Source organism: Paenibacillus sambharensis, assembly GCF_003233845.1.
Classification (GTDB): Bacteria; Bacillota; Bacilli; order Paenibacillales; family Paenibacillaceae; genus Paenibacillus_I; species Paenibacillus_I sambharensis.
Map to the genome: position 1 here is coordinate 149,406 of NZ_QKRB01000046.1, position 24,132 is coordinate 173,537.

At 52.1% G+C, this 24,132-nt stretch carries 19 protein-coding genes; 8 read left to right on the plus strand and 11 right to left on the minus strand.

The genetic code is table 11. The annotated features are described in order from the left end of the window. Positions 1-786: 786 nt before the first annotated feature. Positions 787-1,431 carry a DUF1232 domain-containing protein gene (locus tag DNH61_RS15420; RefSeq protein WP_111147575.1) on the minus strand — a complete coding sequence of 215 codons (645 nt, stop codon included), beginning with the start codon at positions 1,429-1,431 and terminating at the stop codon, positions 787-789. Positions 1,432-1,771: 340 nt separating this feature from the next. On the opposite strand from DNH61_RS15420, the gene DNH61_RS15425 reads away from it, so the two are divergent. Next, positions 1,772-2,773: an LCP family protein gene (locus DNH61_RS15425; RefSeq protein WP_181438727.1), complete on the plus strand. Its 1,002-nt coding sequence runs from the start codon at positions 1,772-1,774 to the stop codon at positions 2,771-2,773. A 31-nt stretch (positions 2,774-2,804) separates the two neighbouring features. After that, positions 2,805-3,926, plus strand: a complete 1,122-nt coding sequence (locus tag DNH61_RS15430; RefSeq protein WP_111147577.1) for an FtsW/RodA/SpoVE family cell cycle protein — start codon at positions 2,805-2,807, stop codon at positions 3,924-3,926. A 58-nt stretch (positions 3,927-3,984) separates the two neighbouring features. Here DNH61_RS15430 and DNH61_RS15435 read toward each other — a convergent pair whose 3' ends face one another. From DNH61_RS15435 to DNH61_RS15455, 5 genes are all read right to left on the minus strand, one after another. Further along, on the minus strand, positions 3,985-7,242 hold the full coding sequence (locus DNH61_RS15435) for an S-layer homology domain-containing protein (RefSeq protein WP_146241048.1): 3,258 nt from the start codon (positions 7,240-7,242) through the stop codon (positions 3,985-3,987). A 243-nt stretch (positions 7,243-7,485) separates the two neighbouring features. Further along, complete coding sequence (locus tag DNH61_RS15440) at positions 7,486-9,351, minus strand: ABC transporter ATP-binding protein (protein ID WP_111147579.1); 1,866 nt, start codon at positions 9,349-9,351, stop codon at positions 7,486-7,488. After that, the gene (locus tag DNH61_RS15445) at positions 9,348-11,603 is read right to left on the minus strand and encodes an ABC transporter ATP-binding protein (protein WP_111147580.1); all 2,256 of its coding nucleotides are present in this window, start codon (positions 11,601-11,603) and stop codon (positions 9,348-9,350) included. The genes DNH61_RS15440 and DNH61_RS15445 overlap by 4 nt, the downstream gene beginning before the upstream one ends. 103 nt (positions 11,604-11,706) lie before the next feature. Next, positions 11,707-12,144, minus strand: a complete 438-nt coding sequence (locus DNH61_RS15450; RefSeq protein WP_111147581.1) for a MarR family winged helix-turn-helix transcriptional regulator — start codon at positions 12,142-12,144, stop codon at positions 11,707-11,709. 78 nt (positions 12,145-12,222) lie between these two features. Further along, positions 12,223-12,822 (minus strand): class I SAM-dependent methyltransferase, encoded by a 600-nt coding sequence (locus DNH61_RS15455; protein WP_111147582.1) that lies wholly within the window; start codon positions 12,820-12,822, stop codon positions 12,223-12,225. A gap of 411 nt (positions 12,823-13,233) precedes the next feature. Here DNH61_RS15455 and nikA point away from each other — a divergent pair, with 411 nt between their 5' ends. From nikA to DNH61_RS15485, 6 genes are all read left to right on the plus strand, one after another. After that, positions 13,234-14,763, plus strand: a complete 1,530-nt coding sequence (gene nikA / locus DNH61_RS15460; protein ID WP_111147583.1) for a nickel ABC transporter substrate-binding protein — start codon at positions 13,234-13,236, stop codon at positions 14,761-14,763. Next, a complete protein-coding gene (nikB, locus tag DNH61_RS15465) occupies positions 14,764-15,708 on the plus strand; it encodes a nickel ABC transporter permease (protein WP_111147584.1) in 945 nt (314 codons plus the stop codon). Between the two features lie 68 nt (positions 15,709-15,776). After that, complete coding sequence (nikC, locus tag DNH61_RS15470; RefSeq protein ID WP_111147627.1) at positions 15,777-16,556, plus strand: nickel transporter permease; 780 nt, start codon at positions 15,777-15,779, stop codon at positions 16,554-16,556. Further along, positions 16,553-17,353, plus strand: coding sequence for an ABC transporter ATP-binding protein (locus DNH61_RS15475; protein ID WP_342771447.1), 801 nt, complete (start codon positions 16,553-16,555; stop codon positions 17,351-17,353). The genes nikC and DNH61_RS15475 overlap by 4 nt, the downstream gene beginning before the upstream one ends. Further along, complete coding sequence (locus tag DNH61_RS15480) at positions 17,350-18,114, plus strand: ABC transporter ATP-binding protein (RefSeq protein WP_111147585.1); 765 nt, start codon at positions 17,350-17,352, stop codon at positions 18,112-18,114. Before DNH61_RS15475 ends, DNH61_RS15480 begins: the two co-directional genes overlap by 4 nt. Further along, positions 18,111-19,454, plus strand: coding sequence for an MATE family efflux transporter (locus tag DNH61_RS15485; RefSeq protein ID WP_111147586.1), 1,344 nt, complete (start codon positions 18,111-18,113; stop codon positions 19,452-19,454). Before DNH61_RS15480 ends, DNH61_RS15485 begins: the two co-directional genes overlap by 4 nt. Before the next feature lie 110 nt (positions 19,455-19,564). Here the strand turns inward: DNH61_RS15485 and DNH61_RS15490 are convergent, their stop codons facing one another. From DNH61_RS15490 to DNH61_RS15510, 5 genes are all read right to left on the minus strand, one after another. After that, entirely contained in the window at positions 19,565-20,422 is an 858-nt protein-coding gene (locus tag DNH61_RS15490; RefSeq protein WP_181438729.1) for a class I SAM-dependent methyltransferase, read from the minus strand. Between the two features lie 10 nt (positions 20,423-20,432). Next, positions 20,433-21,206, minus strand: a complete 774-nt coding sequence (locus tag DNH61_RS15495) for an ABC transporter ATP-binding protein (RefSeq protein WP_111147588.1) — start codon at positions 21,204-21,206, stop codon at positions 20,433-20,435. A 19-nt stretch (positions 21,207-21,225) separates the two neighbouring features. After that, entirely contained in the window at positions 21,226-22,320 is a 1,095-nt protein-coding gene (locus DNH61_RS15500) for a FecCD family ABC transporter permease (RefSeq protein ID WP_111147589.1), read from the minus strand. Between the two features lie 21 nt (positions 22,321-22,341). Next, positions 22,342-23,454: an ABC transporter substrate-binding protein gene (locus DNH61_RS15505; protein ID WP_111147590.1), complete on the minus strand. Its 1,113-nt coding sequence runs from the start codon at positions 23,452-23,454 to the stop codon at positions 22,342-22,344. A 126-nt stretch (positions 23,455-23,580) separates the two neighbouring features. Next, on the minus strand, positions 23,581-24,027 hold the full coding sequence (locus DNH61_RS15510; protein ID WP_111147591.1) for a Fur family transcriptional regulator: 447 nt from the start codon (positions 24,025-24,027) through the stop codon (positions 23,581-23,583). Positions 24,028-24,132 lie beyond the last annotated feature (105 nt).

Sequence of the window (24,132 nt, forward strand, 5' to 3'; positions counted from 1 at the left end):
CAGCCCCTTATAGAAAACTTGAAGAGTAGCTCGATGTGCACTATCATCGAAACTGTAGTTAATATTAACTGGACCGGATCCTATCAAATGAGTCTGACTTCCTACCGAAACATGGACAGCTGCATGTGTGACTTTGTTAAACATCGGTAACTGCATGAGTACTAAACACATGAACAGAATGATCGCTTTTTTCACTTTAAACTTCCTCTCAGATGTAATCGTTCTTTTTCAGTAACAGCAACCATGAATCTCTAAACTTAGCGTAAGCCTCCTCCTTACTACACAGCTGTAATTATATTCCTCTCAATATGTCTAATGCTGTCGAATCATATCCTTTAGTAACTCTTTATGTAATAATGATGAAAATTTGTAGAAAATTGTTTTGAGTGGTTATTTTATTGGAATTTCGGGTCTCTTTCGTGTCACTTTAGTGACAAACACTTGGTTTTAGTGACATTTGCTCGAAGGTTAAAATATGCGGTTCCAACGTGCTCGGATTTGGCGGACAAGCGCCGTTACCAAATCAAGTCTCTAGCAATAGTAGGTCCTATCTGATAAGGAAAGGTAGCAAATAGAGGAGCATACGTTCAAGATCCAGAAGGTTTGCAAAGATTTTTGGGGCAGAGTAGCTCAAGTGCTTAGATGGGTATCCAACAACAAAATGCTTTGTGAGCATAAAAAGGCGGCTGTGCCTTAACTGGAAAGTTAGGGCCAGCCGCTAATGGATGCGAGAATATGCAAAGTGTCCACACCGATAGCCGATGGCTGCTCAGTTACTGATTAGCCCTAGCTATCATGCTGCTTCACTAACCGTGTATTAAAGACAAAATTTACAGCGACGGCATCATCGATATATCCAATTGGGAATACGAAATCGGGGATACAATCTGTTGGCAGGATGAAGTAGATCAGCGCACTTCCGATTATCGCAAGTTCAAGGGCAGTGCCTCGTTTTAAGCGGAAACGGTCGTACATTTCTTTTAGCTGTTGAATGAATGGACCTGAGCTTCCTACTTCCTGGAGTTTTCCGATAAACTTCTGAAGAATCGTCTGTCTTCCTTCGTCTGTTTGTGAGAACTGCTCATACTGTGACAATTTCTCCTGCATGCTCCCCATACTAAAGTTCTGGTCATAGGAATGGGTGGATTGCAGCACTTCTTCGATATTGGCAATCGAGCTGTTAAGCTCGGATTGGCCGGAAGATGCAGGGTAACCGGCAGCAGCAAATAACCGCGAGACAGGAACATCCAAGCACTCAGCCAGTCTTTGCAAATGAGCTGGAGTTGCTTTGCGTTTGCCATTGATTATTCGAGATATAGTAGCGGCATCGATACCCGTAAGCTGATCTAACTTCCGTATAGATAGCGAACGTTCGTTTAACAGGTCTGTTAATATCAAACCCAGTTTATTGTCTGTTGGTTGTTCGGCCATAATGTGCATGTCCTTTCCTGAAAAATTGCTGGTATCCTGCCATTGAACGATACAAGCAAGGCAGGCGGGTTGCATGTTATACCAATATATCTATTGCGTTGACAATTTGTCAACGGGTGGGTATATTGGTATACTTCAATCTATAAACATGCCAATTCACCATTGAATTAGTTGGCATCATCAGGAGGGACAATGTTTGAAAACCAGTAGTTCCAGAACGGGGTTTACCCGCCTTCGGCAGTGGTATGCCAATCGTTCACGTTTACAAAAGGCCAGCATACTAGTCATGATAGTCCTTTTACTCTTCGGTGCACTGGGATGCGTCGCAGTATACCAGAATATGCATAAATCCACAATTAATTTGGCTAATGTCATTCTGGAAGAGACAGAGAAGGAAGATAGTAAGAGTCGGGACCTTGATCGTGAACAGAAGCTGTCTGACATGGGAGCCGTGACCGAGGAAGACTTCTACACACTGATCATTGGCCTAGATAACAGTGACAGCCATGCCGGTCTTAATACGGATACGTTATTAGTTGCCCATGTTATACCCGGCCATAATATGATCAAGCTGATGTCGATCCCCCGGGATTTGCGTGTCACTAATCTGCGCGGTTTTGCAGCTAAGATTAATTCTATTTTTGCCAATGGATACAATTACGCGGTTCGGCAGTCACAGGAGAATCCTGGTCTGCTTTCGGGCAAATATGTACAGCTGGGTAATAAGAATGTTCCTGAAGAATACATAAGTTCTGGCATGGTAATGGCGAGAGAGACGCTTGAGCGTTATATGGGAATTCATATTGATTATACATTCCTGGCAAACTATCAATCCTTGATTTCACTGGTTGATGAGGTAGGCGGCATAGAAATCAATGTCGAACGGAGCATGGAATATGATGCCCCTTCCGAGGATATGTTCATAAGATTTGAGCCGGGCCTTCAGGTACTGGATGGGGAAAAAGCGCTTCATTACGCTCGTTTTCGCAAAGATAACCGCGGCAGCAGCTTTCATTCCAACGATTTTGAACGCGGTATGCGCCAGCAGCAGATCATTATTGCACTCATCGATAAGCTGACATCCTGGGACAACCTGCCTAAGGCGTTCGAAATCATGGATATCGTCTCATCCAATCTCAAAACCGATATGTCTCCGAACATGATGATTTCATTAGTAAGACAATACTACGGGAAAATTACCAGGGACAATATTTACAGTCTGCCGTTTCCGGGGCAATGGAATGCTCCATATGTTGACGCTGATCAAGAGGAGCTGGAGGAACGGCTTAGACAGTTTGTATCGCTTGATCGGCCTAATATAGATAGAACAACGGGGTCATAAATACAACTACGTGAGGAAGGCCGGAATTAGGATGAAAATACTAGCGAAGCGTTTAGACTACCCGATCATACTAATCCTGATTTGTTTTATGGCTATTAGCACGCTTGCAATCAAGAGTTCTACTATGGGCACCAGATATGAGGGACTTCATGTCAATAATATGGTGATGTACGCTGTTTTGCTGATCCCAGTGATTATTATCGCCTGTCTGGATTACCGGTTAATAGTCCGCTACTTTTCTACTGCATTATATGTGCTGGGAGTAGGCTTACTTGTATTCGTGCACTTTAACGGCATGAATCTGAATGGTTCCACGCGGTGGATCAGCTTGGGACCTGTCCAGTTCCAACCCTCAGAGGTTGTGAAGATATTTGTTATTCTCATGATTGCCAGCATGTTAACAAAGCGCAACGGTGCCCCCCTCCAAATTATAAAAGATATCGTTCCCATCTCAATTATTACGTTGATCCCGGTCCTGCTTATCTTAATGCAGCCGGATCTAGGCACTTCAATTGTATATTTCGGTATTCTGGCCGGATTGCTCCTGCTTGGCAACATGCGCTGGATTCACGTAGCCATCAGTACCGCCACGCTTGCTATTACCACGGCATTATTAGTTTGGTTATATGAAGCGAATCATGCGTTTCTATCCAAGATTGTCAAGCCCCATCAATTATCCAGAATACAAGCATTCATCGATCCTGCTTCCGATCCGGATAAAAGCTGGCATGTTCTAAACTCCATCCGTGCGATTAGTACCGGGGAATTGTTCGGTAAGGGATATAGGCAAGGGTTTATCGTGCAAAACGGGTTCATCCCATACGACTATGCCGATTCAATATTTGTTGTCATCGGGGAAGAATTCGGGTTTATGGGTAGTGCAATGTTACTGATTCTATACTTTCTCCTTATGTACAGAATGGTTCGCATTGCTCATGACAGCAGCGACATCTCCGGAACCTATATCGTAGTAGGCGTCATGTCGATGTTAATCCTTCAGATAGTTGAAAATATTGCGATGCATATGGGGCTAATGCCTCTCACGGGAATTGCACTGCCATTCATCAGCTACGGCGGAAGCTCACTGCTTACCAATATGGTCGCGGTAGGTCTGGTCTTAAGCGTTAGAATCCACCAGTCTCCAGCTTCTTAACCTATACTTATACAGCAAGGCTGCCAGATTAACCGGCAGCCTTGTTATGTGTTATTGATTATTTAGAAGTATCAAGAAGCTCTTTGATCTCCGGGTGGAGGGATAGCACACGATTAATCATAACGACCGCTTCAGCTCTAGTCGTATCCGCCTTCGGATCAAACCGTCCGTCAGGTCTTCCGTTTACAACAGCTGCAGTTGCAAGAGCAGCTATCTTCTGCCTGTTCCAGATGTAATCTACATCGGCAAAGGTCTTGGCTGGGTGTTGACCATTTAATCCATTCAGGTCTACCAACCTGACGAGAATTTCGACTGCTTCCGCTCTCGAGATGCTCTTGTTTGGCTTGAACGTATGGTTCGGATAGCCTTTAATTAGACCAAGTGAACGGAGAATCTTGATCTGGTTACCAGCCCAGTGGCTGTGCGTATCCTCGAAGCAGTCTACAGGTACTGTACCGGATTCTTCCTTCATATTGAAGGCCCTTGCCAGCATGACACTGAATTCCGCTCTGGTAATGGCCTGGTTCGGCCGAAAACGACCGTCATCATATCCCTGAACGAACCCCAGCTTGATGGCAAGCGCAATCTCGGATTCTGCCCAGTGCTGGGCAAGGTCCGCAAAATACGCAACAACCGTCTGCTTTAAGTTTGCTGCAATGACAGCCAACAGTTCAGCCACGTTCACGACTCCGCTGAACACAGGCTTAACTGCCGGTTCAGCAGCCGGGGGGCTTTCTGGTGTGAAAACCGGAGGTATATATGGATACGTTGGTGGTTGCCCCGGATCCGTCCCTGGATCTGGCCCCGGATCCGTCCCTGGATCTGGCCCCGGATCCGTCCCTGGATCTGGCCCTGGATCCGTTCCCGGATCTGTCCCTGGATCCGTTCCCGGATCTGGCCCTGGATCCGTTCCCGGATCTGGCCCTGGATCCGTTCCCGGATCTGGCCCTGGATCCGTTCCCGGATCTGGCCCTGGATCCGTTCCCGGATCTGGCCCTGGGTCCGTTCCCGGGTCTGTCCCCGGATCGGTACCTGGATCCGTTCCCGGATCTGTCCCCGGATCGGTACCTGGATCCGTTCCCGGATCTGTCCCCGGATCGGTACCTGGATCCGTTCCCGGGTCTGTACCTGGATCGCTTCCCGGATCTGTCCCCGGATCTGTCCCCGGATCTGTGCCTGGATCTGTGCCTGGATCCGTTCCCGGGTCTGTCCCCGGATCGGTACCTGGATCCGTCCCCGGATCTGTGCCTGGATCCGTGCCTGGATCGGTGCCCGGGTCTGTCCCCGGATCGGTCACAGGATCCGTGCCTGGATCGGTGCCCGGATCCGTTCCTGGATCGGTTCCCGGATCCGTTCCCGGGTCTGTCCCCGGATCTGTCCCCGGATCGGTCACAGGATCGGTCACAGGATCCAACGATTCATCTATGATGCCGTCAAAGCCGATCTGCTGCAGACGAAGCTTGATTCGTTCCTTCTCCGCGTTCGACAGCGGCGCAGCAGGAGCTGTCTTGTAATTTCTTCCCGTAATATAGCTGACGTCCTCCTGCGCGCCTCCACTTGTCAGCGGCAGCGGTTCAGGTATACGGGCATAATCCGTAAAATCGATGATTTTCCAGCTGCTGTCGACATCGAGCTTCGAGAGAATCAGACGTTCGGTCTTCGTCTCGCTCCACAGATACGTCATATCAGCAGACGAGGTATTCGCCCCAGCCGTAAAGCCGGTGCCCCGGAACGAGATTACATAGTCATTCGCATCGTTGCTGCCGCCGGCTGCCTGCGCCCACAGATCGGCAAACTCTCTTACTCCTGCAGCCACCAGATGGTTCTTGCGCGAGATCAGGAACTGCTTTTCCGCTTCCCAGCCTTCCTTAAGTCCCGTATGCCGGAATGTCCGGTTAATGTCCACGATCATGAAGATAGGGTTTAGCGTATTGCGGTTATGGTACGGGTTGTCAAAATAACGCCGCAGCGTCTCCTTCTGCGGATATGCATCCGGGCTGTACGGTTCCGCCGGATGCACGGTCCACCTGTTCACACCGGATGTATGCACGGACCCAACCGGATCGACTGTGAACGAATTCATCAGGATATTGCCTTGGCTCCGGTCAACCTGCTGCGCCGGGGCCATCGATGAAGCGGTATCCGGATAATAGGGCAGCAGGGCAGGAGATCCATCTCCAGTCAGCCAGCCCGCATTGTACTGTGTCGCATTCCAGCCCATATAAGCATAAATGCCAAACGTCTGCCGTACCCATTCGGTCTGCTGCTGATTGATGGACTCCGTAATAACCGAAGAAGGCCGGTACCGTTCAGGAATGCTCAACCATACACTCGGTTCACCCGCTGTGCCGCCTACATGCAGCTCAGGCATCGCGTTGTAGCGGTACATATACAGGAATTCGTGGACCTGGGTCTGAAAGTGAGACATCGTGGCATTATTGGTATACTCAAAATAATACGCAATCTCATCGCCGTACAAATCGGCATACTGCATCACCTTGGCCAGCTGCGGCCGATTCCCCGGATCAAAGACAAAATGGTTCGTCATGGCCCATGTCACCGTGGCGTTCGGATCAACACTGAGCATGTCCTGCCGAAACTCCTCCATCTCCTGCAGCGTCGTTTCGCTGCCGTTCCTTCCATTCAATACCGCAGGAAAAATCAAATAATCCTTTGCCCGGTCCGGCGTCAGTACTCTAGGCATCTCTGCACCAGCTTGCGCCGGATTATAGCTGTAGTAGACAGCCAGCTCCCGGATATCGACATAGGCATTGTCCCTGCCCGGTGCCTGTCCAGGAACACCGATGATCCGTATCGCATCACCATAAGCGTGTTCGAAGGTGAACCGGTACGTCATTCCGCTGCTCGCAGGGTCGCCCGGAAACGCCGGACTAACCTGCTGAGTGCTCACATCATGCCATATCCCCTGATAACGGACCTGCACTCTGGGCTCCTCGGCATACCATCCCCCGTTAAGCTCATTGATGGTCGCTGCCGTAAAGACAAGCGTATTAAAGTTATAGACGGCATCAAAGGTCAGCCCCCATTCCACCTCAGGATGCAGGACGCCCGGTTGAACCGAGCTGGCCTCATTGGCGCCTGAATCAGCATTGCCATCTGTCATGACTAACAAGGCGTTGCCGAAGTAATCATATGTGTAAAGAGCATCAGCTGCCTTGGAAGCAAAATTGCTATCCGAGTAACCGTTCACTCCGTAACCGGCAGCTGATCCGGCAATAACGGGCAGAGGGGGATGCAGACAATACCAGAACAGAATCATAAAAGCCAGACTGCCGACTCCTAATCGTTGTCGCATATACGCACTTTCTTCCTCCTTCGCAGCTGTCAATTCCCATAAACAGATTATGTACTGAGCCCAAAATATAACAGGGTTAACCCCAGCTTAGACATATTATCGGAAATCGCAGATATTTAATGTAGTGAAATTTCCCACTTCTATGAAATAGTGATAATACATTGTCGAGTTATTGAGGTGCTGGCAAAAAAACTCCCCTTCAAGCGGCAGTTAATAACCTGTCTGCTTAAAGGGGAGTCTCGCTTAACCGGCCATCTCCGCCTGTTCGAATTGGCTGTTGTACAGATTGGCATAGAAGCCGCCGCGTGCCATTAATTCATCATGGGTGCCCTGCTCGATAATGTCGCCTTCGTTCATGCACAGGATGATATCCGCACCCCGGATGGTGGACAGCCGGTGAGCAATGATAAAGCTTGTGCGCCCTTCCATCAGCTTATCCATTGCCTTCTGAATCAGAATTTCGGTCCGGGTATCGACGGAGCTTGTTGCTTCATCCAGAATCAGCACCTTCGGATCAGCCAGGATCGCTCTTGCGATTGTCAGCAGCTGCTTCTGTCCCTGCGACACATTGCTGGTCTCTTCATTCAGCTCCATCTGGTAGCCGCCCGGCAGCGTCCGGACAAAATGATCCGCCTGCGCTTCCCGCGCCGCTTCATATACCTCTTCATCCGTGGCGCCAAGCCTTCCGTACCGGATATTATCCATTATCGTCCCGGTGAACAGCCATGTATCCTGCAGCACCATGCCGAATTTGCTCCGCAGATCCTGCCGGGAGAACTCCGTCAAACTATGGCCGTCCATATAGATCACCCCGCCGGACAGCTCATGGAAGCGCATGAGCAGCTTGACGATCGTTGTTTTCCCCGCGCCTGTCGGTCCGACGATCGCAACCCGCTGACCGGCCTTCACATCGATTGAGAAGTCCTTGATTACCAGCTTGTCGCTGTCATAGCCGAACTTCACATGGTCAAAGCGGATATGCCCCTGCAGGCCGGCTTCGTCTGCCGCTGCCGTTACCGGATGCTCCTCTTCCTCCGGTTCATCTAGAAACTCGAACACCCGCTCCGCTGCGGCGGCCATGCGCTGCAGCTGGCTCGATATATTCGCAATCTGAATGATCGGCTGCGTGAAGCTGCGCACATATTGAATGAATGCCTGGATGCCGCCGATGCTCACGCTTCCGCCTGCTGCCAGTGATGCGCCGACAATACAGATCACGACATAGCCAAGATTGCCGACAAACTGCATCACCGGCATCATAAGGCCGGATAAGAACTCCGCTTTCTTCGCGCTTGCGGCCAGCTTCTCGTTATCTGTATCGAACGCCTCCAGCGCCTTCTGCTCGCCATTGAACGCCTTCATCACGACATGCCCGCCGTAAATCTCCTCGACCTGTCCGTTTACACGGCCCAGATACTGCTGCTGGCTCACAAAATGCTTCTGCGACAGCTTAACAAGCGTCGCTACCAGAACCAGGGACACCGGCACCATCACAATGGCGATCAATGTCATCTGCCAGCTGATCGTCAGCATCATCACGATAACACCGATCAAGGTAGCGGCTGAGGTAAGCAGCTGGGTAATGCTTTGGCTGAGCGACTGCTCGACAGTATCGATATCGTTCGTAATCCGGGACAGCACGTCGCCCTGGCTGTTCCGGTGGAAATAGCCGAGCGGCATCCGGTTGATCTTCCGCATCAGCGCGTTGCGCAGGTTGTAGGATATCCGGGTTGAGACACCCGACATGACATGGCCCTGGATATAGCCGAATGCAGCGCTGATCAGATACAGTCCGATAAGCACCAAACCAATGGTTCCGATATAACCGAAGTCGATACCGCTCTCGGCGCCCTTCATCATTCTGGCTACGCCTGCCGCCAGCTCATCTGTAGCCATGGCCAATATTTTCGGACCAATAATGGTAAAGATTGAAGCCGCTACCGCTAGCATCGCTACCACAATCAAATGCCCTTTGAACGGCTTCATGTAGGACAGCAGCTTGCGAATGCCGCCCTTGAAATCCTTGGCCTGCTCCATGCTGCCCATGCCCATCGGCCCTGCTGGAGGACCCGCAGGCGGACGCTTGCCGCTTCTGCCGGACTCACTCATGCCAATTCCTCCTTCGATAGCTGCGACTCTGCAATCTCCCGGTACTCCGAACAGCTGTCAAGCAGCTCCTGATGCGTGCCCCTGCCAACAATCTGTCCCTTATCCAGCACGATGATCTGCTCGGCATTCATGATCGTACTGACCCGCTGTGCCACTATTAGAACGGCTGCATCGCTGGTGTACCTCTTCAGTGCCTTCCTGAGAGCAGCATCCGTCTTCAAATCTAGAGCTGAGAAGCTGTCATCGAAAATATACACCGGTGCCTTCTTAATCAGTGCACGGGCTATGGACAGCCGCTGCCGCTGCCCGCCGCTCACGTTGGTGCCGCCCTGCGAGATTGCGGTCTGCATGCCGTCCTCCATCCGGTCAACGAAGGAGGTGGCCTGCGCAATCTCCAGCGCTTCCCGGATCTCCGCCTCGTCAGCCGAATCCCTGCCGTACCGCACGTTGGATGCGATGTCGCCGCTGAACAAGATGCCCTTCTGCGGAACATAGCCGATCCTGCTGCGCAGCTCCTGCTGGGACAGCTCCCGAATGTCGGTCCCGTCGAACGTGATCTGACCTTCCGTCACATCGTAGAACCTCGGGATCAGATTAATCAGTGTCGATTTGCCTGCCCCGGTCGTTCCGATGAAGGCGGTTGTCTCTCCTGGCCTCGCGGTGAAGCTGATATGCTTCAGCACATCCTCCTCAGCGTTATGGTAGCGGAACGAAACATCCTTGAACTCGATCATTCCCCGTCCGCTGGAGATCGGCTTCACCTGGCCGCTGTCGCGAATGGTCAGTTCGGTGTCCAGCACTTCTTGAATCCGCGCAGCCGATGCGAAAGCACGGGGCACCATAATGAACACAATCGAGATCATCAGGAAGGACATGATAATAATCATCGCGTACTGCATGAAGGCAATCATGCTGCCGATCTGCAGCTCGGAGGCGGCAATTGACCTGGCTCCCACCCACACAATAAGCAGCGTAATCAGATTCATAATCAGCATCATAGCCGGGAACATAAAAGCCATAATCCGCTGGACAAAACGGTTCGTCAGCCTAAGGTTGTCATTGGCCCGCTCGAACCGCTGCTCCTCGAACCTCTCATTGCCAAATGCGCGGATGACCATCATCCCGGACAGATTTTCACGGCTGACGAGGTTTAGCTTGTCGATCAGCTGCTGCAAAATCTTGAACTTCGGCAGCGCAAGTGCGAATACAGTAAGGATAAGTCCAATAATCGAGACAACAGCGACCGCTATAATCCAGCTCATCGATAAGCTGCTGTTCACCGCAAGGATGATGCCCCCGATCCCGATAATGGGCGCATAGAAGATCATCCGGATGCTCATCATTACCAGCTGCTGAATCTGCTGTATATCGTTGGTCGTGCGGGTAATCAGCGAAGCTGTGGAAAATTTATCGTACTCGGCGTTGGAGAACTGGCCGACCTTCTCGAACACATCCCGGCGCATGCGGGCCGCTACTGTGGTGCCGATCTTGGCGGCAAACCAGCCGACAGCAATTGCAGCGAGAACACTCAGCAGCGTTACTGCACCCATCTGGATGCCCTTCCGGATAATGTAGCTGCTCTGCAAATCCCCAAGCTCCACGCCAAGCTCGCTGTAGAAGGCACGGGTGAAGGTCACCGCAATTTGCGCGCCTGCCAGTGATTCTTCGGCATCCGCCGCCGCGATATGGGCATCAAGCGCGCCAGCAGCCTTCATCTCACCGAGCAGCGGCAGCAGCGGGTAAAGCTCCTCCATCTTGATCTCCGGCGCAATCTGCGATGAATCGGATGAACCAGGCAGATCAGATGAACCGGAATTCTGCGCATCCTGTCCGCCTTGCATAGACTGCAGCGATAGAGCCAAGGCACTGACCGCCTTTGTGTACAAGGCGTCGGTCCGCTCCCCGGCAGAAGCAGACTGATCCACCCGGACATAGATATCCTTCTCCCGGGCAGACGGATACTCTTCCGCAGCATCTGCCGCTTCGGCGCTTCCCGCCTTAACGAGGTTATAGCCGGCAGACATGGCGGCCGCATCCTGCTCATTCATGTACAGTTGAAGCAGCTTCATGCCTTGCTCGCTGATCGCTTCCGGCGCGCCCTGCTCAACGCCCCCTGCCTGAATGCCCTTGTTTACCATATCACTCATCAGATTCGGCAGCTGAAGCTCGCATAATGCCTGAACGAACAGGAAGGTGATGCTGATCACAAGGGTTAACGCGAAGGGCTTCAAATAACGCATTATAAGTTTCATAAATCTGCTCCTTCTGGCTTTGTCCTGATTCGTTTGTCCCCTTACAGTTAGTGTCCTAACTTTGTTCGTGTAAATAAAGCCGTGAGCACCACGACTTCACGACTTACTCGATGTTTTGTTTGATTTTGTCCACTATCGTGAAGAAGGTTTCAACCTCCTCTGCCGTTAACCCGCTGCGCAGCCTTTTCTCGAACGCCGTATACCGCTCCACAATCCGCTTGTGAAGCTCCACCGCCTTCGGTGTCAGCGTCAGCTTCTTCAGTCTTGCATCATAATCGACCGGCTCCCGGGTAATCAGGCCGTCGCGCTCCATCAGCTTGAGAACACCGGTCACCGTCGCGCGGCGGATATTAAATTCTCTCTCCAGATCGCGCTGAAATACCGGCCGCCCTTCATTCATGTGCAGATAGCCGATAATCCAGCCCTGCATCCCTGTCAAGCCGTCAACCTCCGTATTAGCTGTATCATGCTCAAAGCTTCGCTTCATTAAAGTTGCGAGCACCTTTACCTCAAAACCGATTGTTTTGGGAGGCTGCTGCATAAGATCACCTCTTTATGTTAGGACACTAACATTATGCTCTCCGACATAGATATATGTCAAGCGTGCCTCAGATTTCCCTTACCGCCGCTTGATGCTGACTGCTTCCACGACGACGAAGATGCGGTTGTAAAATTGCTCGGTGCTCACCACATGGAAACCATGCTGCTCGACAAGGGTAAGCGTATCCCGGTTTAAATGGCATCCTCCGCAAAGCTTCTTCCACAACGGAGTAAGCATCGTTTGGACGCTGCTGAGCAGAGGATTATCATGACGCACATGCTCGAACAACAGCAGACGGCCTTCAGGCTTGCATACTCTGTGCAGTTCCTGCAGAGCCAAGGCCGGGTCCTTCACCGTGCAGAGTACAAGGGTCGCTACAACCGTATCGAAGGTATGATCCGCGAACGGGAGCTGTTCCGCCGGCGAGTCTATCAGGGTCACCTTGGCAGGCGCCTCCTGCATGCGCAGGCGGGATTGCTCACGCATCACAGGATCAGGTTCTGCAGCAGTGACTTCAACCACCCGGTTATAGTGTTTAAAATTGATGCCTGTCCCCGAACCGATCTCGAGCACCTTCCCTTCAGCTTTCCCAAGCAGCTTCTTGCGGACGGCTTGAAATCTCCTTTTCTCCAGCGGCCCCATCAAGCTGTCGTACCACTTCGCGAATAAATCTCCCATCCGATCACCGTCCCTTCTCTATAAGCAGCGTCCCTCTATAAAAACGATCCTATCGCCGCACATTACTTTCATACCAGTCTGCATACCGAAAATAGTAACATAAATGACCCGCAAACACCGAACCGCCGCAAGTTTAGCTGTTTAACGTGCAGCTTATCTAGTAAGGGATTGACGAGCGGTAGGACGGTTGCTATACTACTCTAATGTAATCATTACGATTTAAACCATCTGCTTACTTAGTCCTGCCTTTCCTATCCTGCTTATCAGCAGATCATACATATCAGCAGATTATACAGCAGTTAACCCAGCCGGACATCACGTCCGGCTTATGCGGCAGTGTTAGTCGTAATGATTACACATTATTCAATATTATCCATCATGCAATTCAATCAACCTAGCGGGGGAATCAGAATGACGAAACGGCATCCAATATCCATGATCCTATTATTATCACTTGTTTTCCTGGCAGCATGCTCTTCAAGCACGGCAGATAAACAAAGTGAAGCAGGTAAACACCTGAACTTCCTCTTCAACTTTGCCACAAGCTCGCTTGATCCGAATGTGGATTCCAGCTACGTGTCGCTTCGAGCAGGGATTACGGAGACCTTGATCCATCTCAATGACAAGACTCTGACCATCGAGCCATGGCTTGCCGAGAGCTGGGACAGTACAGACGGGCAGGTATGGACGTTCCAATTAAGAGAAGGGGTCACGTTCCACAATGGCAAACCAGTGGATGCTGCCGCTGTGAAGGCCTCCCTTGAACGGGCAGTGAAAGACAATGTCGCCATTCAGAATGCCCTGCGCATTGAATCAGTCGATGCGGATGGCTACACTCTGACTATCAAGACAGAAGTACCTTTCCCTGAATTTCCATCGGAGCTGGTTCATCCCAACACATCGGTCATCGATGTAAAGGAGACGGATTATATAAATAAACCGATTGGCACTGGCCCTTTTGCCGTCTCGTCATTCAAGCCGGGCTCTGCAGTGGATCTGGTTCGTTATGACGCTTACTGGAACGGTCCTGCCAAGCTGGATACCGCCAGATTTGCCTTTAACGAGGATGCCAATGCGCGTTCCTTCGCACTTCAATCGGGCGCCGCTGACATTGTGTTCCGGCCTGCCGTGGAATCGCTGGACAGCTTGAAGGCCATTAAGGGCGTAACCGTCGAATCCACGTCCACCTTCCGGGTGCATCAAATCACGATGAATCTGGACCGCAAGCCGCTTCAAGATGTGAATGTACGCAAGGCGATCGACGCGCTGATTGACCGGCAGGCTATTGTAGATACGATTCTGAACGGACATGCGGAAGCAGCGACAGGCCCATTCCCGTCCACCTTTTCCTTTGCGCCAGACTATCCTGTTAAACATCACGGCTTAGAGGCTGCCAAATCCTATCTCCAGCAGGCAGGGTATACCGAAGAGGGCGGCGTTATGCAAAAAGACGGTGAGACGCTGGCACTCAAGCTCCTGACTTACAGCTCGCGCGCCGACCTGCCGCTGATCGCGCAGATCCTGCAGTCGGATGCAGGCAAGCTCGGAATCAACGTGACGATCGAACAAATTGAAAAGCCCGAGGAGTATATGGCTGCTAACCGGGACTGGGATCTGGCAACCTACAGCAATCTGACGGCGCCTCGCGGTGATGCCGGTTATTATTTGAACGCGACGTTTCATCCCAAGGGCGCTTTAAACTTCAGCGGCGTTAAGGACGAGACACTTACGGCTATGATCGACAAGCTGAACGGAGCGATCGGACAAGAGGCGCGTTCGGCTATTGCGGAACAAATCGCTTTATATGTAGACGAACAAGCTTATAACTCATTTGTGCTGCACCCTAACACACTTGTCGCCTACAAGTCCGATAAGGTCGAGAACTGGGTGACATCCCGGAGCGAATACTACATGCTGACGAATGAACTGGATGTGAAATAATTGTTTCAGATATTAGCGAGACGTTTCCTCGAGGTCGTTATCTTCCTGCTCGCGGTTTCGTTCATCAGCTTTGCCTTTGCACGGATGGCCCCGGGTGATCCGGTATTGTCCATACTGCGTGTGGATGATGTCTCCGTTACGAAGGAACAGGTTGAAGCCCTGCGGGAAGAACTCGGGTTTAATGACCCGCTTCTCACTCAATATGGCCGCTGGCTGGCTGACTTTGTGCAGCTAGACTTCGGAAAATCCTACCTTACGAATCAGCCCGTAATGGAAATGGTTATAGGCAGACTGCCCGCAACGCTTGAACTGGCTATTGGTTCGCTGATTGTCATGCTTGCGGTGGCCATTCCCCTCGGGTCACTCGCTGCCCTGTACCGCGGAAGCTGGATTGACCAGATCAGCCGGGCTGTCTCGCTGCTTGGTGCGGCAGTCCCGAGCTTCTGGATGGCTCTTATTTTCATTGATCTGTTTGCCGTGAGGTGGGGTGTCCTTCCTCCGATGGGGAGAGACGGCTTCGTTTCGGCCATTCTTCCATCCATTACATTAGGACTTGCCATCACAAGCGTATACGTCCGGCTGCTGCGTTCAAGCCTGCTCGACTCGCTGAGCAGTGAATTCATACGGGCAGCACGATCACGGGGATTGACGGAGATGCATATTTTCTTCACGCATGCCTTCCGCCATAGTCTCCCGCCTGTTATTACGGTATTTGGCGTCAGCCTTGGCAGCTTGATCGGAGGCGTGGTCGTTATCGAAGTGATATTCGCCTACCCCGGGATCGGCAAACTGGTCGTAGACTCGATAAGAGCACGGGACTATCCGGTCATCCAGGGCTACATCCTTGTCATGGCGGTTATCGTCTTCCTCGTGAACAGCGCGGTGGACTTGTCCTACCGCTACCTAAACCCCGAACTCCGGCTACAGGAAAGGAAGAGCAGCTGATGGAGACCGCGCAGGCAATAAGCACCAGCTCTTACAGAAGACTATGGAGAACAGCCGCTCTGATCTTCATGCTGATTTTACCGTTGGCTGCTGTTCTCTATGCCTTCCTTGTGCTGAAGCATGACCCGACTCTCGTCTCCCTGACTGATCGTTTGCTGCCGATGAGCCTCGAGCATCCGCTCGGAACAGATCATTTGGGGCGTGACGTCTTAACACGTCTGCTTCATGGCTCCACACAGACGGTCGGCTACGGTCTTCTGGCGCTGCTCGCAGCAGTGGTGATCGGCGTTCCTTTTGGCTTGTTAGCGGGGTTTAAAGGCGGTCTCATGGACCGGATTCTCATGCGAATCGCGGACGCCTTCCTGTCTTTCCCGGATACGATTGTGGCGATCGTCCTGGCCGGCCTGCTTGGTGCGGGTATCGAAAATCTGCTGCTCGCCATCGTGGTCGTGAAGTGGGTAAGCTACGCCCGGCTTGCGCGCAGTACCGTGCTGACCGAGCGCCGGAAGGACTACATTATGATGGCCAGAATTAATGGTCTGCGTACAGGCCGGATTATGACCAAGCATCTGTTCCCTCACATTATCGGCCACGTTCTCGTGCTGGCGAGTCTGGATCTGGGGAAAATCATTCTGCTGATCTCCTCCCTTTCGTATATCGGGCTCGGCGCACAGCCGCCGGCACCGGAGTGGGGTGCGATGCTTAATGAAGCCAGGCCATATTTTCATTCCACCCCTTCACTTATGATAGCTCCGGGCCTTATGATCGTATTTGTTGTCCTCCTGTCCAACCTGCTCGGCGATTATCTGCGTGACAAATTCGATGTAAAAAAAGAGGTCCAATCATGAGTATGATAACGGTTCATCATCTGTCTGTTGCCGGGTCACACAATAGGATCGTCCATGATATCTCATTCGACATTAAGGAAGGAGAGTGGCTGGCACTCGTTGGCCAGAGCGGCAGCGGCAAGAGCATGACGGCGTCAGCCATCGGCCAGCTGCTGCCCCCCAACCTTAAAGCGGCAGGGGAAGTAGCGTACAAGGGCAAGAATCTGTTGACGCTCTCCGCCTCTGAAATGCGCCAGATCCGCGGGAAGCATGTATCTTATATTTTCCAAGATTACCAGGGCTCCTTCACGCCCTTCCTCACGATCGGGCGCCACTTCGAGGAGTATCAGCAGAGACACCTGTCGCTGCCCAGAAGCGAACGGGTCCGTCAGGCCAAGTCGGCGCTTGTCTCCGTTGGCTTGTCCGAAGACATGTACACCCGGTATCCATCGCAACTAAGCGGCGGCCAGCTGCAGCGGGTCTCGATTGCCATCGCGCTCCTGCTGAAGCCCGATCTGCTGATTGCCGATGAGCCTACCACAGCCTTGGACAGTGTATCGTCCTTCAGAGTGCTGGAGCTGTTATCCCGGCTGCAGAAGGAGACGGGCTGTGCGATTTTGTTCATCACCCACGATCTGCGCCATGTGAAGAAATACGCGGACCGCATTGCGGTCATGAAGGACGGCCGCATCATCGAAGCAGGCAGTAAACATGAAGTGCTGAATAACCCCAGAGAGGCCTATACCGAGCTGCTGATCCAATCAACGCCGGCATTTCGAAGCCAGAATCTACTATCTGCTGCAGGAGTGACACCATGAGTTTGCTGGAAGTTAAGAATGTCTACAAAACATACGGTTCTGGGGCGGCAGTGCTGCAGGACGTAAATTTCTCAATCGGCAAGAAGCAGTGTCTCGGCCTTGTAGGCGAGAGCGGATGCGGCAAGAGCACGCTTGCCCGCTGCCTTCTAAGCATAGAGCCCATTGATAGAGGGAGTATCGTGCTTCATAACATCCCTCTTCACAACAAGAGTGAACGCAGCTTGAGACCCTATCGCAGGCATATTCAAGCTGTCCTGCAGAATCCTTCGGCCGCGTTAAACCCCAAGCTGAAGATCATCGACTCCTTGATGGACCCGTATCTGCAGTTCGGCGAACAGACGGAGCTGAAGCATTTTTGCTATCGGAATAAACAAGACTTTGCTTCGCAGCTGCTGGAAGCTGTAGAGCTTCCGGCAGAGCTGGCAGGCCGGTATCCGCATGAGCTAAGCGGCGGACAGAAGCAGCGGGTGACGATTGCCCGGGCAATCAGCATTGAACCCGCGATCATTATTCTGGATGAGCCGACCTCAAGTCTTGACGTTCTCTCCCAAGCTGCTGTTCTCCGGCTGCTGGATGGACTGCGTGAGCAGCTGGGTATATCCTATCTCTTCATCTCGCATGATCTTGCAGCTGTACATATGATGAGCCAGCATATGATGGTTATGCGGGATGGCGTCATTGTGGATCAGTTTGACAAGGAAGAGCTCTTCGCTGCGGACCGTCATCCGTATACGCAAGAGCTGATCTCCATGTTCGAATGATGAATACGAACCGGTCACTTCAACTCCCCTCCCACCGGGCATATTTGGCCTTGGCCCTGCCGCTGACGATATCGACCATCACCACTCCGCTGCTCGGGGCGGCGGACACGGCCATTATCGGTCACTTGAACAACCCGGCCTACCTGGGAGGCATTGCTGTCGGAACGCTTATCTTCAATACCTTATACTGGCTGTTCGGATTCCTTAGAGTGAGCACGTCCGGATTTACGGCACAGGCGGCGGGATCGGGGAATCAGGCTGAGGGAATCGCAGCCCTTGTCCGCCCGTTAATGATCGCCTTAGTGATCGGGATGACCTTCATCGCGCTGCAAAAGCCGCTACTCGCTGCGGCTCTTTATTTTATTGGCCCCGAGCCGGATGTGGCCGTTCAAGCCGTTCAATACTTCGATATCCGGATATGGGGTGCGCCGCTGACACTCGTGAATTATGTTCTTGTCGGCTGGCTGATGGGCTTGTCGCGTTTGAAGGAAACGCTGTTCGTGCAGATCTTCATGAATGTGTTTAATATTATACTCGACCTGCTCTTCATTCAGGTGTTTCATTGGAACGTTCCCGGGGCGGCAGCAGCTACCCTGATTGCCGAAGGGCTGGGATGTGCGCTCGGCATTATGCTTGTTCTCCGTTCCCGAATATGGAAAGAATGGCGCCAGAATAAGACTTCTGAATGGAAGCAGTGGTTCCAGGGCTCGCAGTGGAAGAGAATCATGTCGACCAACAGCGACCTCATGATCCGGACCGCCTGCCTGCTTGCCATGTTCAATCTATTCACCTCGCAGAGTGCCGGACTTGGAACAGAGGTGCTGGCTGCCAACGCAATTCTGCTGCAATTGCAATATATGATGGCTTACTTCTTCGACGGCTTCGGTAATGCCAGCAGTATCCTTGCCGGGCAAGCCCGCGGATCCGCCAGCGTTCTGCTGTTAAAGCGAACACTCAAGCTTTCCTGGATGTGGACTGCTGCCGTAGCGCTCTTCATCAGTGTCCTGTATGGATGGCTGGGCCGGCCGCTGGTTGCCTTGTTTACGGAGCATGCTGCCGTACAAGAGATCGCGGGCACGTACAGCCACTGGCTGATCTGGTTCCCGCTGAGCGCCGGTGCTGGCCTTGTTTTCTACGGTGTTTTTACAGGAATGACATTGACTTATCCCATCCGCAATTCCATGCTGGTCTCCTTGGCACTATATCTGCTGGCCATTGCAATCCTCGTTCCGTCTTACGGCAACAACGGGCTATGGTTATCCTTCCTATTGTTCGCGGTGGGAAGATCCGCATTTCTGGTTATGTATATTCCGCATCTGTTCAGGAAGCTCAGCTATTAATACCAGGTAATCAGACAACCGGCCTGCTGCAGCAGGCCCAGCAAAGGGCTGTCCCGCATGTCATCATGACTTAGGGGCAGCCCTTGGTAATTTGTGCGCCAGAGAAGCGGTTACGCATTCCGCCCTGTCTGCCAATGGACGAACACGCCGTAATATCGGTGCGGGTACACCATTTTGCCATCGCGCTCAAAGGCGTGCTTGCTGATCAGCTCGTGGGCGTAAGCAACCTGTTCCTCGCCGCTGCATCGCACTTTTCGCATATTATCTTCCAACAGCTGCTCCCGGTTCTCGTAGACCGTCTCCTTCTCCAGCGGAACAAGTGTAACCTCGGCATGGATCCCGATTTGATACAGTATATTCACCAAGTGAATATAGTCTCTGCGTCCCAGCTGCACATCGAAGCCGCTCAGCTTGCTCAGCTCTACCAGATGCGGCTTCTCCGGACCGCTCGTCAGGCCGACAACCGCCCGCTTGCGGGCATGCCTGTTCATACGAAGCAGAGCCTCTTCAATCTCCTGCATGCGGTAGAAGCAGTTTACACCGAAGACAACATCATAGGTGCGTTCCAGGCGGGCTTCCTCCCACTTGCCCTGCATACAGCCGGTATTCGTAATACCCTGCTGCTTCAGGCCTGATTGTATGAATTCAAGCACATTGCTGGAGATATCCAAACATGTCAGAGACTTGACCTTTCCCGCGACCGGATAGGTATAATTCCCCCAGCCCGGACCGATCTCCAGCACTTCATCTTCCCTATCCATCCATTCCAGCAATTGCTGACGCATGGGCTCCAGATAAGGATCAATCTCTGTAAGGCCATCATAACGCTTCAGGTGCTGCGCCCAGAAAGCATCCTCCGCAGCATCATCGGTCATTCGCCTGGATAGCGTTCCATCCGGACTCTTCCCCAGCTCTCTCCACGTATCAGCGAAACGTTCCTGCATTGTAACACCTGTATACATCGCCATCCTTCTCTCCTCATACAGGGTGCAGAGCCAGGATCTGCAGACCCAGCCTGCCCTCGGTAATCTCTGCTTCAACGCCATATACTTCCTTTACATGATCAGCTGTCAGCACCTCTTCCGGCTTGCCCATGGCATGAACAACGCCTTGACGCATAAGAATTAACTGGTCGGAATAACGGGCTGCCAGCTCCAGATCATGCAGTACCAGAATAACGAGACTGCCGCTCTTGCGGGATAAGTCCTTGAGCAATTCCAGAACCTCCAGCTGATGCCGAATATCGAGCGCGGAGGTAGGCTCATCGAGCATCAGAACCTCCGGCTCCTGGGCAAGCGCACGGGCAATGGCCACCTTCTGGCGCTGACCGCCGCTGAGCTCATTCAGGTAATTATGACGGAGCGGCTCCAGCCCGAGGAACGAGATGACATGTCCCACAATAGCCAGGTCCCGGTCGCTCACCCCCCACTTCATGTGCGGCTTGCGTCCAATCAATACAGCATCCGTAACGCTCAGCGGGAATGTCTCCGATGTCGACTGCGGCACATACCCCTGCTTCTTGGCAAGCTCTCCTCCTGAATAAGCATTCAGAGACTTGCCGAACAGCCGGATTTCCCCCTGCTCGGGCTTCACAATACGTGCCAGGCATTTCAGCAGCGTACTCTTCCCTGAGCCATTCGGACCTACAATACTCACGACCTGAGATTGGGCCAGCTGCAGGCTGATTCCTCTCAGTATTCCGGTGCTTCCGTAGCCAAAGAACAGATTCTCGATATCCAAGGCTGTTTTCATATGAGCCGTCAACCTCTCCTTATGCCCAGATGGTGCGTTTCTTCTTGATTAGTATGTATATAAAGAAGGGTGCTCCGATGAGCGAGGTAATAATGCCGACAGGAATCTCCGTAGGAGCCATAACCGTCCGCGCCAGTGTATCCGCCAGCAGCAGCAGGAAGCCCCCGAGCAGACATGAGCATGGCAGCAGGAAGCGGTTGTCCACGCCAATTACCATACGGCTGATATGCGGAGCGACCATGCCAACGAAACCGATAATGCCTGTGAAGGCGATCGTCGACGCAGCGGCAAGTGTAACCAGTATCAGACAAATCATTCTCATCCGGCTGACGTTGACACCCAGAGTCGACGCTACCTCCTCTCCCGAGCTTAGAGCATTCAGATCCCACGCGTAACGAAACAATACCAGCAAGGATATGATCAATATCGGGAACAGAATCCCGACCGAGCTCCACTTAGCTCCCCACAATCCGCCCATCAGCCACATAACAAGATCCCGCAGGGCTTCATTATTGGAAAAATACTTCATGGCCGAGACGCCGGCCGAGAATAAATAACTAATAGCCACACCCGCAAGCAGCAGTGTCTCTGAGATTCCACCCTTTAACCGGGCTATGCTGTACACCGCAATCATGGCCATACAAGCAAACAGGAAAGCGTTAAGCACAATAGCAACCTGGCCGTGCTCAACCAGCTTAAGCCCAAAGACGCTCGTTCCCAGCACGATTGCGGACGCTGCCCCGAAGGCTGCCCCACTTGATACCCCCAGTGTAAAGGGATCGGCAAGCGGATTGCGGAGAATGCCCTGCATGACCGCGCCAGCACCGGCTAGAGCAGCGCCTGCCAGAATACCAAGGCATACCCTCGGCAGCCGCAGCTGCCAGATGATATAGTCATTCATTTGCTGCTGCTGGCTCATTGGTTCATCACTCCAGAGCAGCCTGTGCAGAATCACTCTTGCCACATCGCCAGGCTCAATGCCTACAGCACCAATTGTAATGGAATAAAGTCCCGTTACAATCAGCGCAGCTAATAACGCTGCCAGCAAGGACAGCTTCTTCGTCCAGTCTTTCCGGTAATGCTTCACTAACGCTGTGGTCTGAAGTCCATTCATCTCCTACGTACCTCTTCCTGCTTATGGGGTTGGATACAGCCAGGTCCCTTTGAAGGGAACGTCCAGCCAGCTTTCAAAATATTCCCTCGCGTAGGTTTCCGGCTGGATGTCCCTGAACAGATCAGGGTACAGGTGCTTCGCCAAATACATAGCTCCAATGTAGGTACGGTCTGAGCCCAGCAGATTCGTCTGAAAAAAATAAACCTGTCCCGTTTTCCCTGCGTTCGTCTCGCTGATCACCGACTGCTTGAGCGCCATGTCAATGGCTGCCTTCGCTTCGACCGGTTCTGCCACGTCATACCCGCCGAAGGAACTGCTGTTGAGCACGACAAAATCGGGATTTTCCTTTACAACGTACTCGGCATTCACTTTCACCGTAGTGCTCGTACTCTGCGGGTCCCACTCCAGGCCGCTGTCCAGACTGACTCCTCCTGCCATTAGAATTCCTTGCCCTTCTCCTACCCTGCTCGTGAAAACATTATAGTTGCCTGTGTTCAAAGCGCCTGCAGAGATTGCCATGCCTCTCTTCTTGTCCTCCGGCTTGAGCTGCTGAACACGCTCAGCGAGCGTGGCCTCGATCTCCTCTTTCCAGCGTATGAACTCCTCCGCTCTCTTCTCGGCCCCCATCATCTTCGCAAGCGTTCCAAATTCGGCTGTGTAGGTATCCGGTTTATGCAAATCAAGTCTTACAACCTGTATTCCCGCAGGCTCCAGCTTGGACTCAAGCTCCGTGCTGGGCCTATTGGTGAAAGCGACAACGACTTCTGGCTGAAGCGATATGATCGTCTCAAAGCTTACTTCATTCGTCTTGCCGACATCCGGCAATTCCTGCAAGCCTAAGTACGAGTTGAAACGATGCGTCTGGTCGCCTACACCCACGAGCTTATCCTCCACCTGAAGCAGCTTCATCGCTTCCGCAGCGTTCCGGTTGAGGACAATAACCCGCTCTGCAGGCTTGTTAAAGACAAATTCTTTGCCTATAGAATCCTTAATCGTGATGCTCTGAACCTCGGCGGCTGCCTGCGTGTAATCCGTTTCGGAAGCGGGCTTCTCAGGTGAGCCGCATCCTGCCAGTACGGCAGCAAGCAAACCTATTCCAACACATGTAAGCCAAGCCTTCTTGATGGTTACCATTATGAATCCTCTCCTATATGTAAAAATTACTGTTAAAGTTAGTGGTGGTACATTGGACAGACCAAAATCGATGTCTCTCCAATCCGTCCGCACTCAGCCTCCACGGGCTTTCATTGCGGTCTTTCATTATGAATTGGCGTTCTCTTCTCCCTGCCCTTGCCTGCCTGCACAATGCTGGCAGTAACCATACACTTCAAACTTATGTCTGACAATGATGAAGGAAGAGGGGGCTTCAAAGGCTGTCATTGGGCAAAAGGGGAGTGGCAGAATCGCATCACAGCCGAGGCAAATCAGATGATGATGGTGATGATCCACACAGCTCAGCTTATATTTAAAACCGTCGTCAAAATCAAACTGCTCGACAATACCCGCATCCCTCATCAGCCGGACATTCCGGTAAATGGTATCGTAACTGACTCCCGGGTACACGCGTGCCATTCGTTCATATAACTCCCGCGACTGCAAAAACCCATCTGCCTCGCTAAAGATTTGAAGAAGCGTCCTCCGCTGCGACGTGACTCGCAGGCCCGCGAGCTCCAGCCTCCTCACAATCAATGAAAGCTTATTCCCCATCGCCCGCTTCCCCCTTCCATTCCATCTCTGAATCTGTTGATGTCAGGATAAACATGAATATTCGCTTGAGTCCCTCCTCACCGTAATACTATATAACTTGCTTCT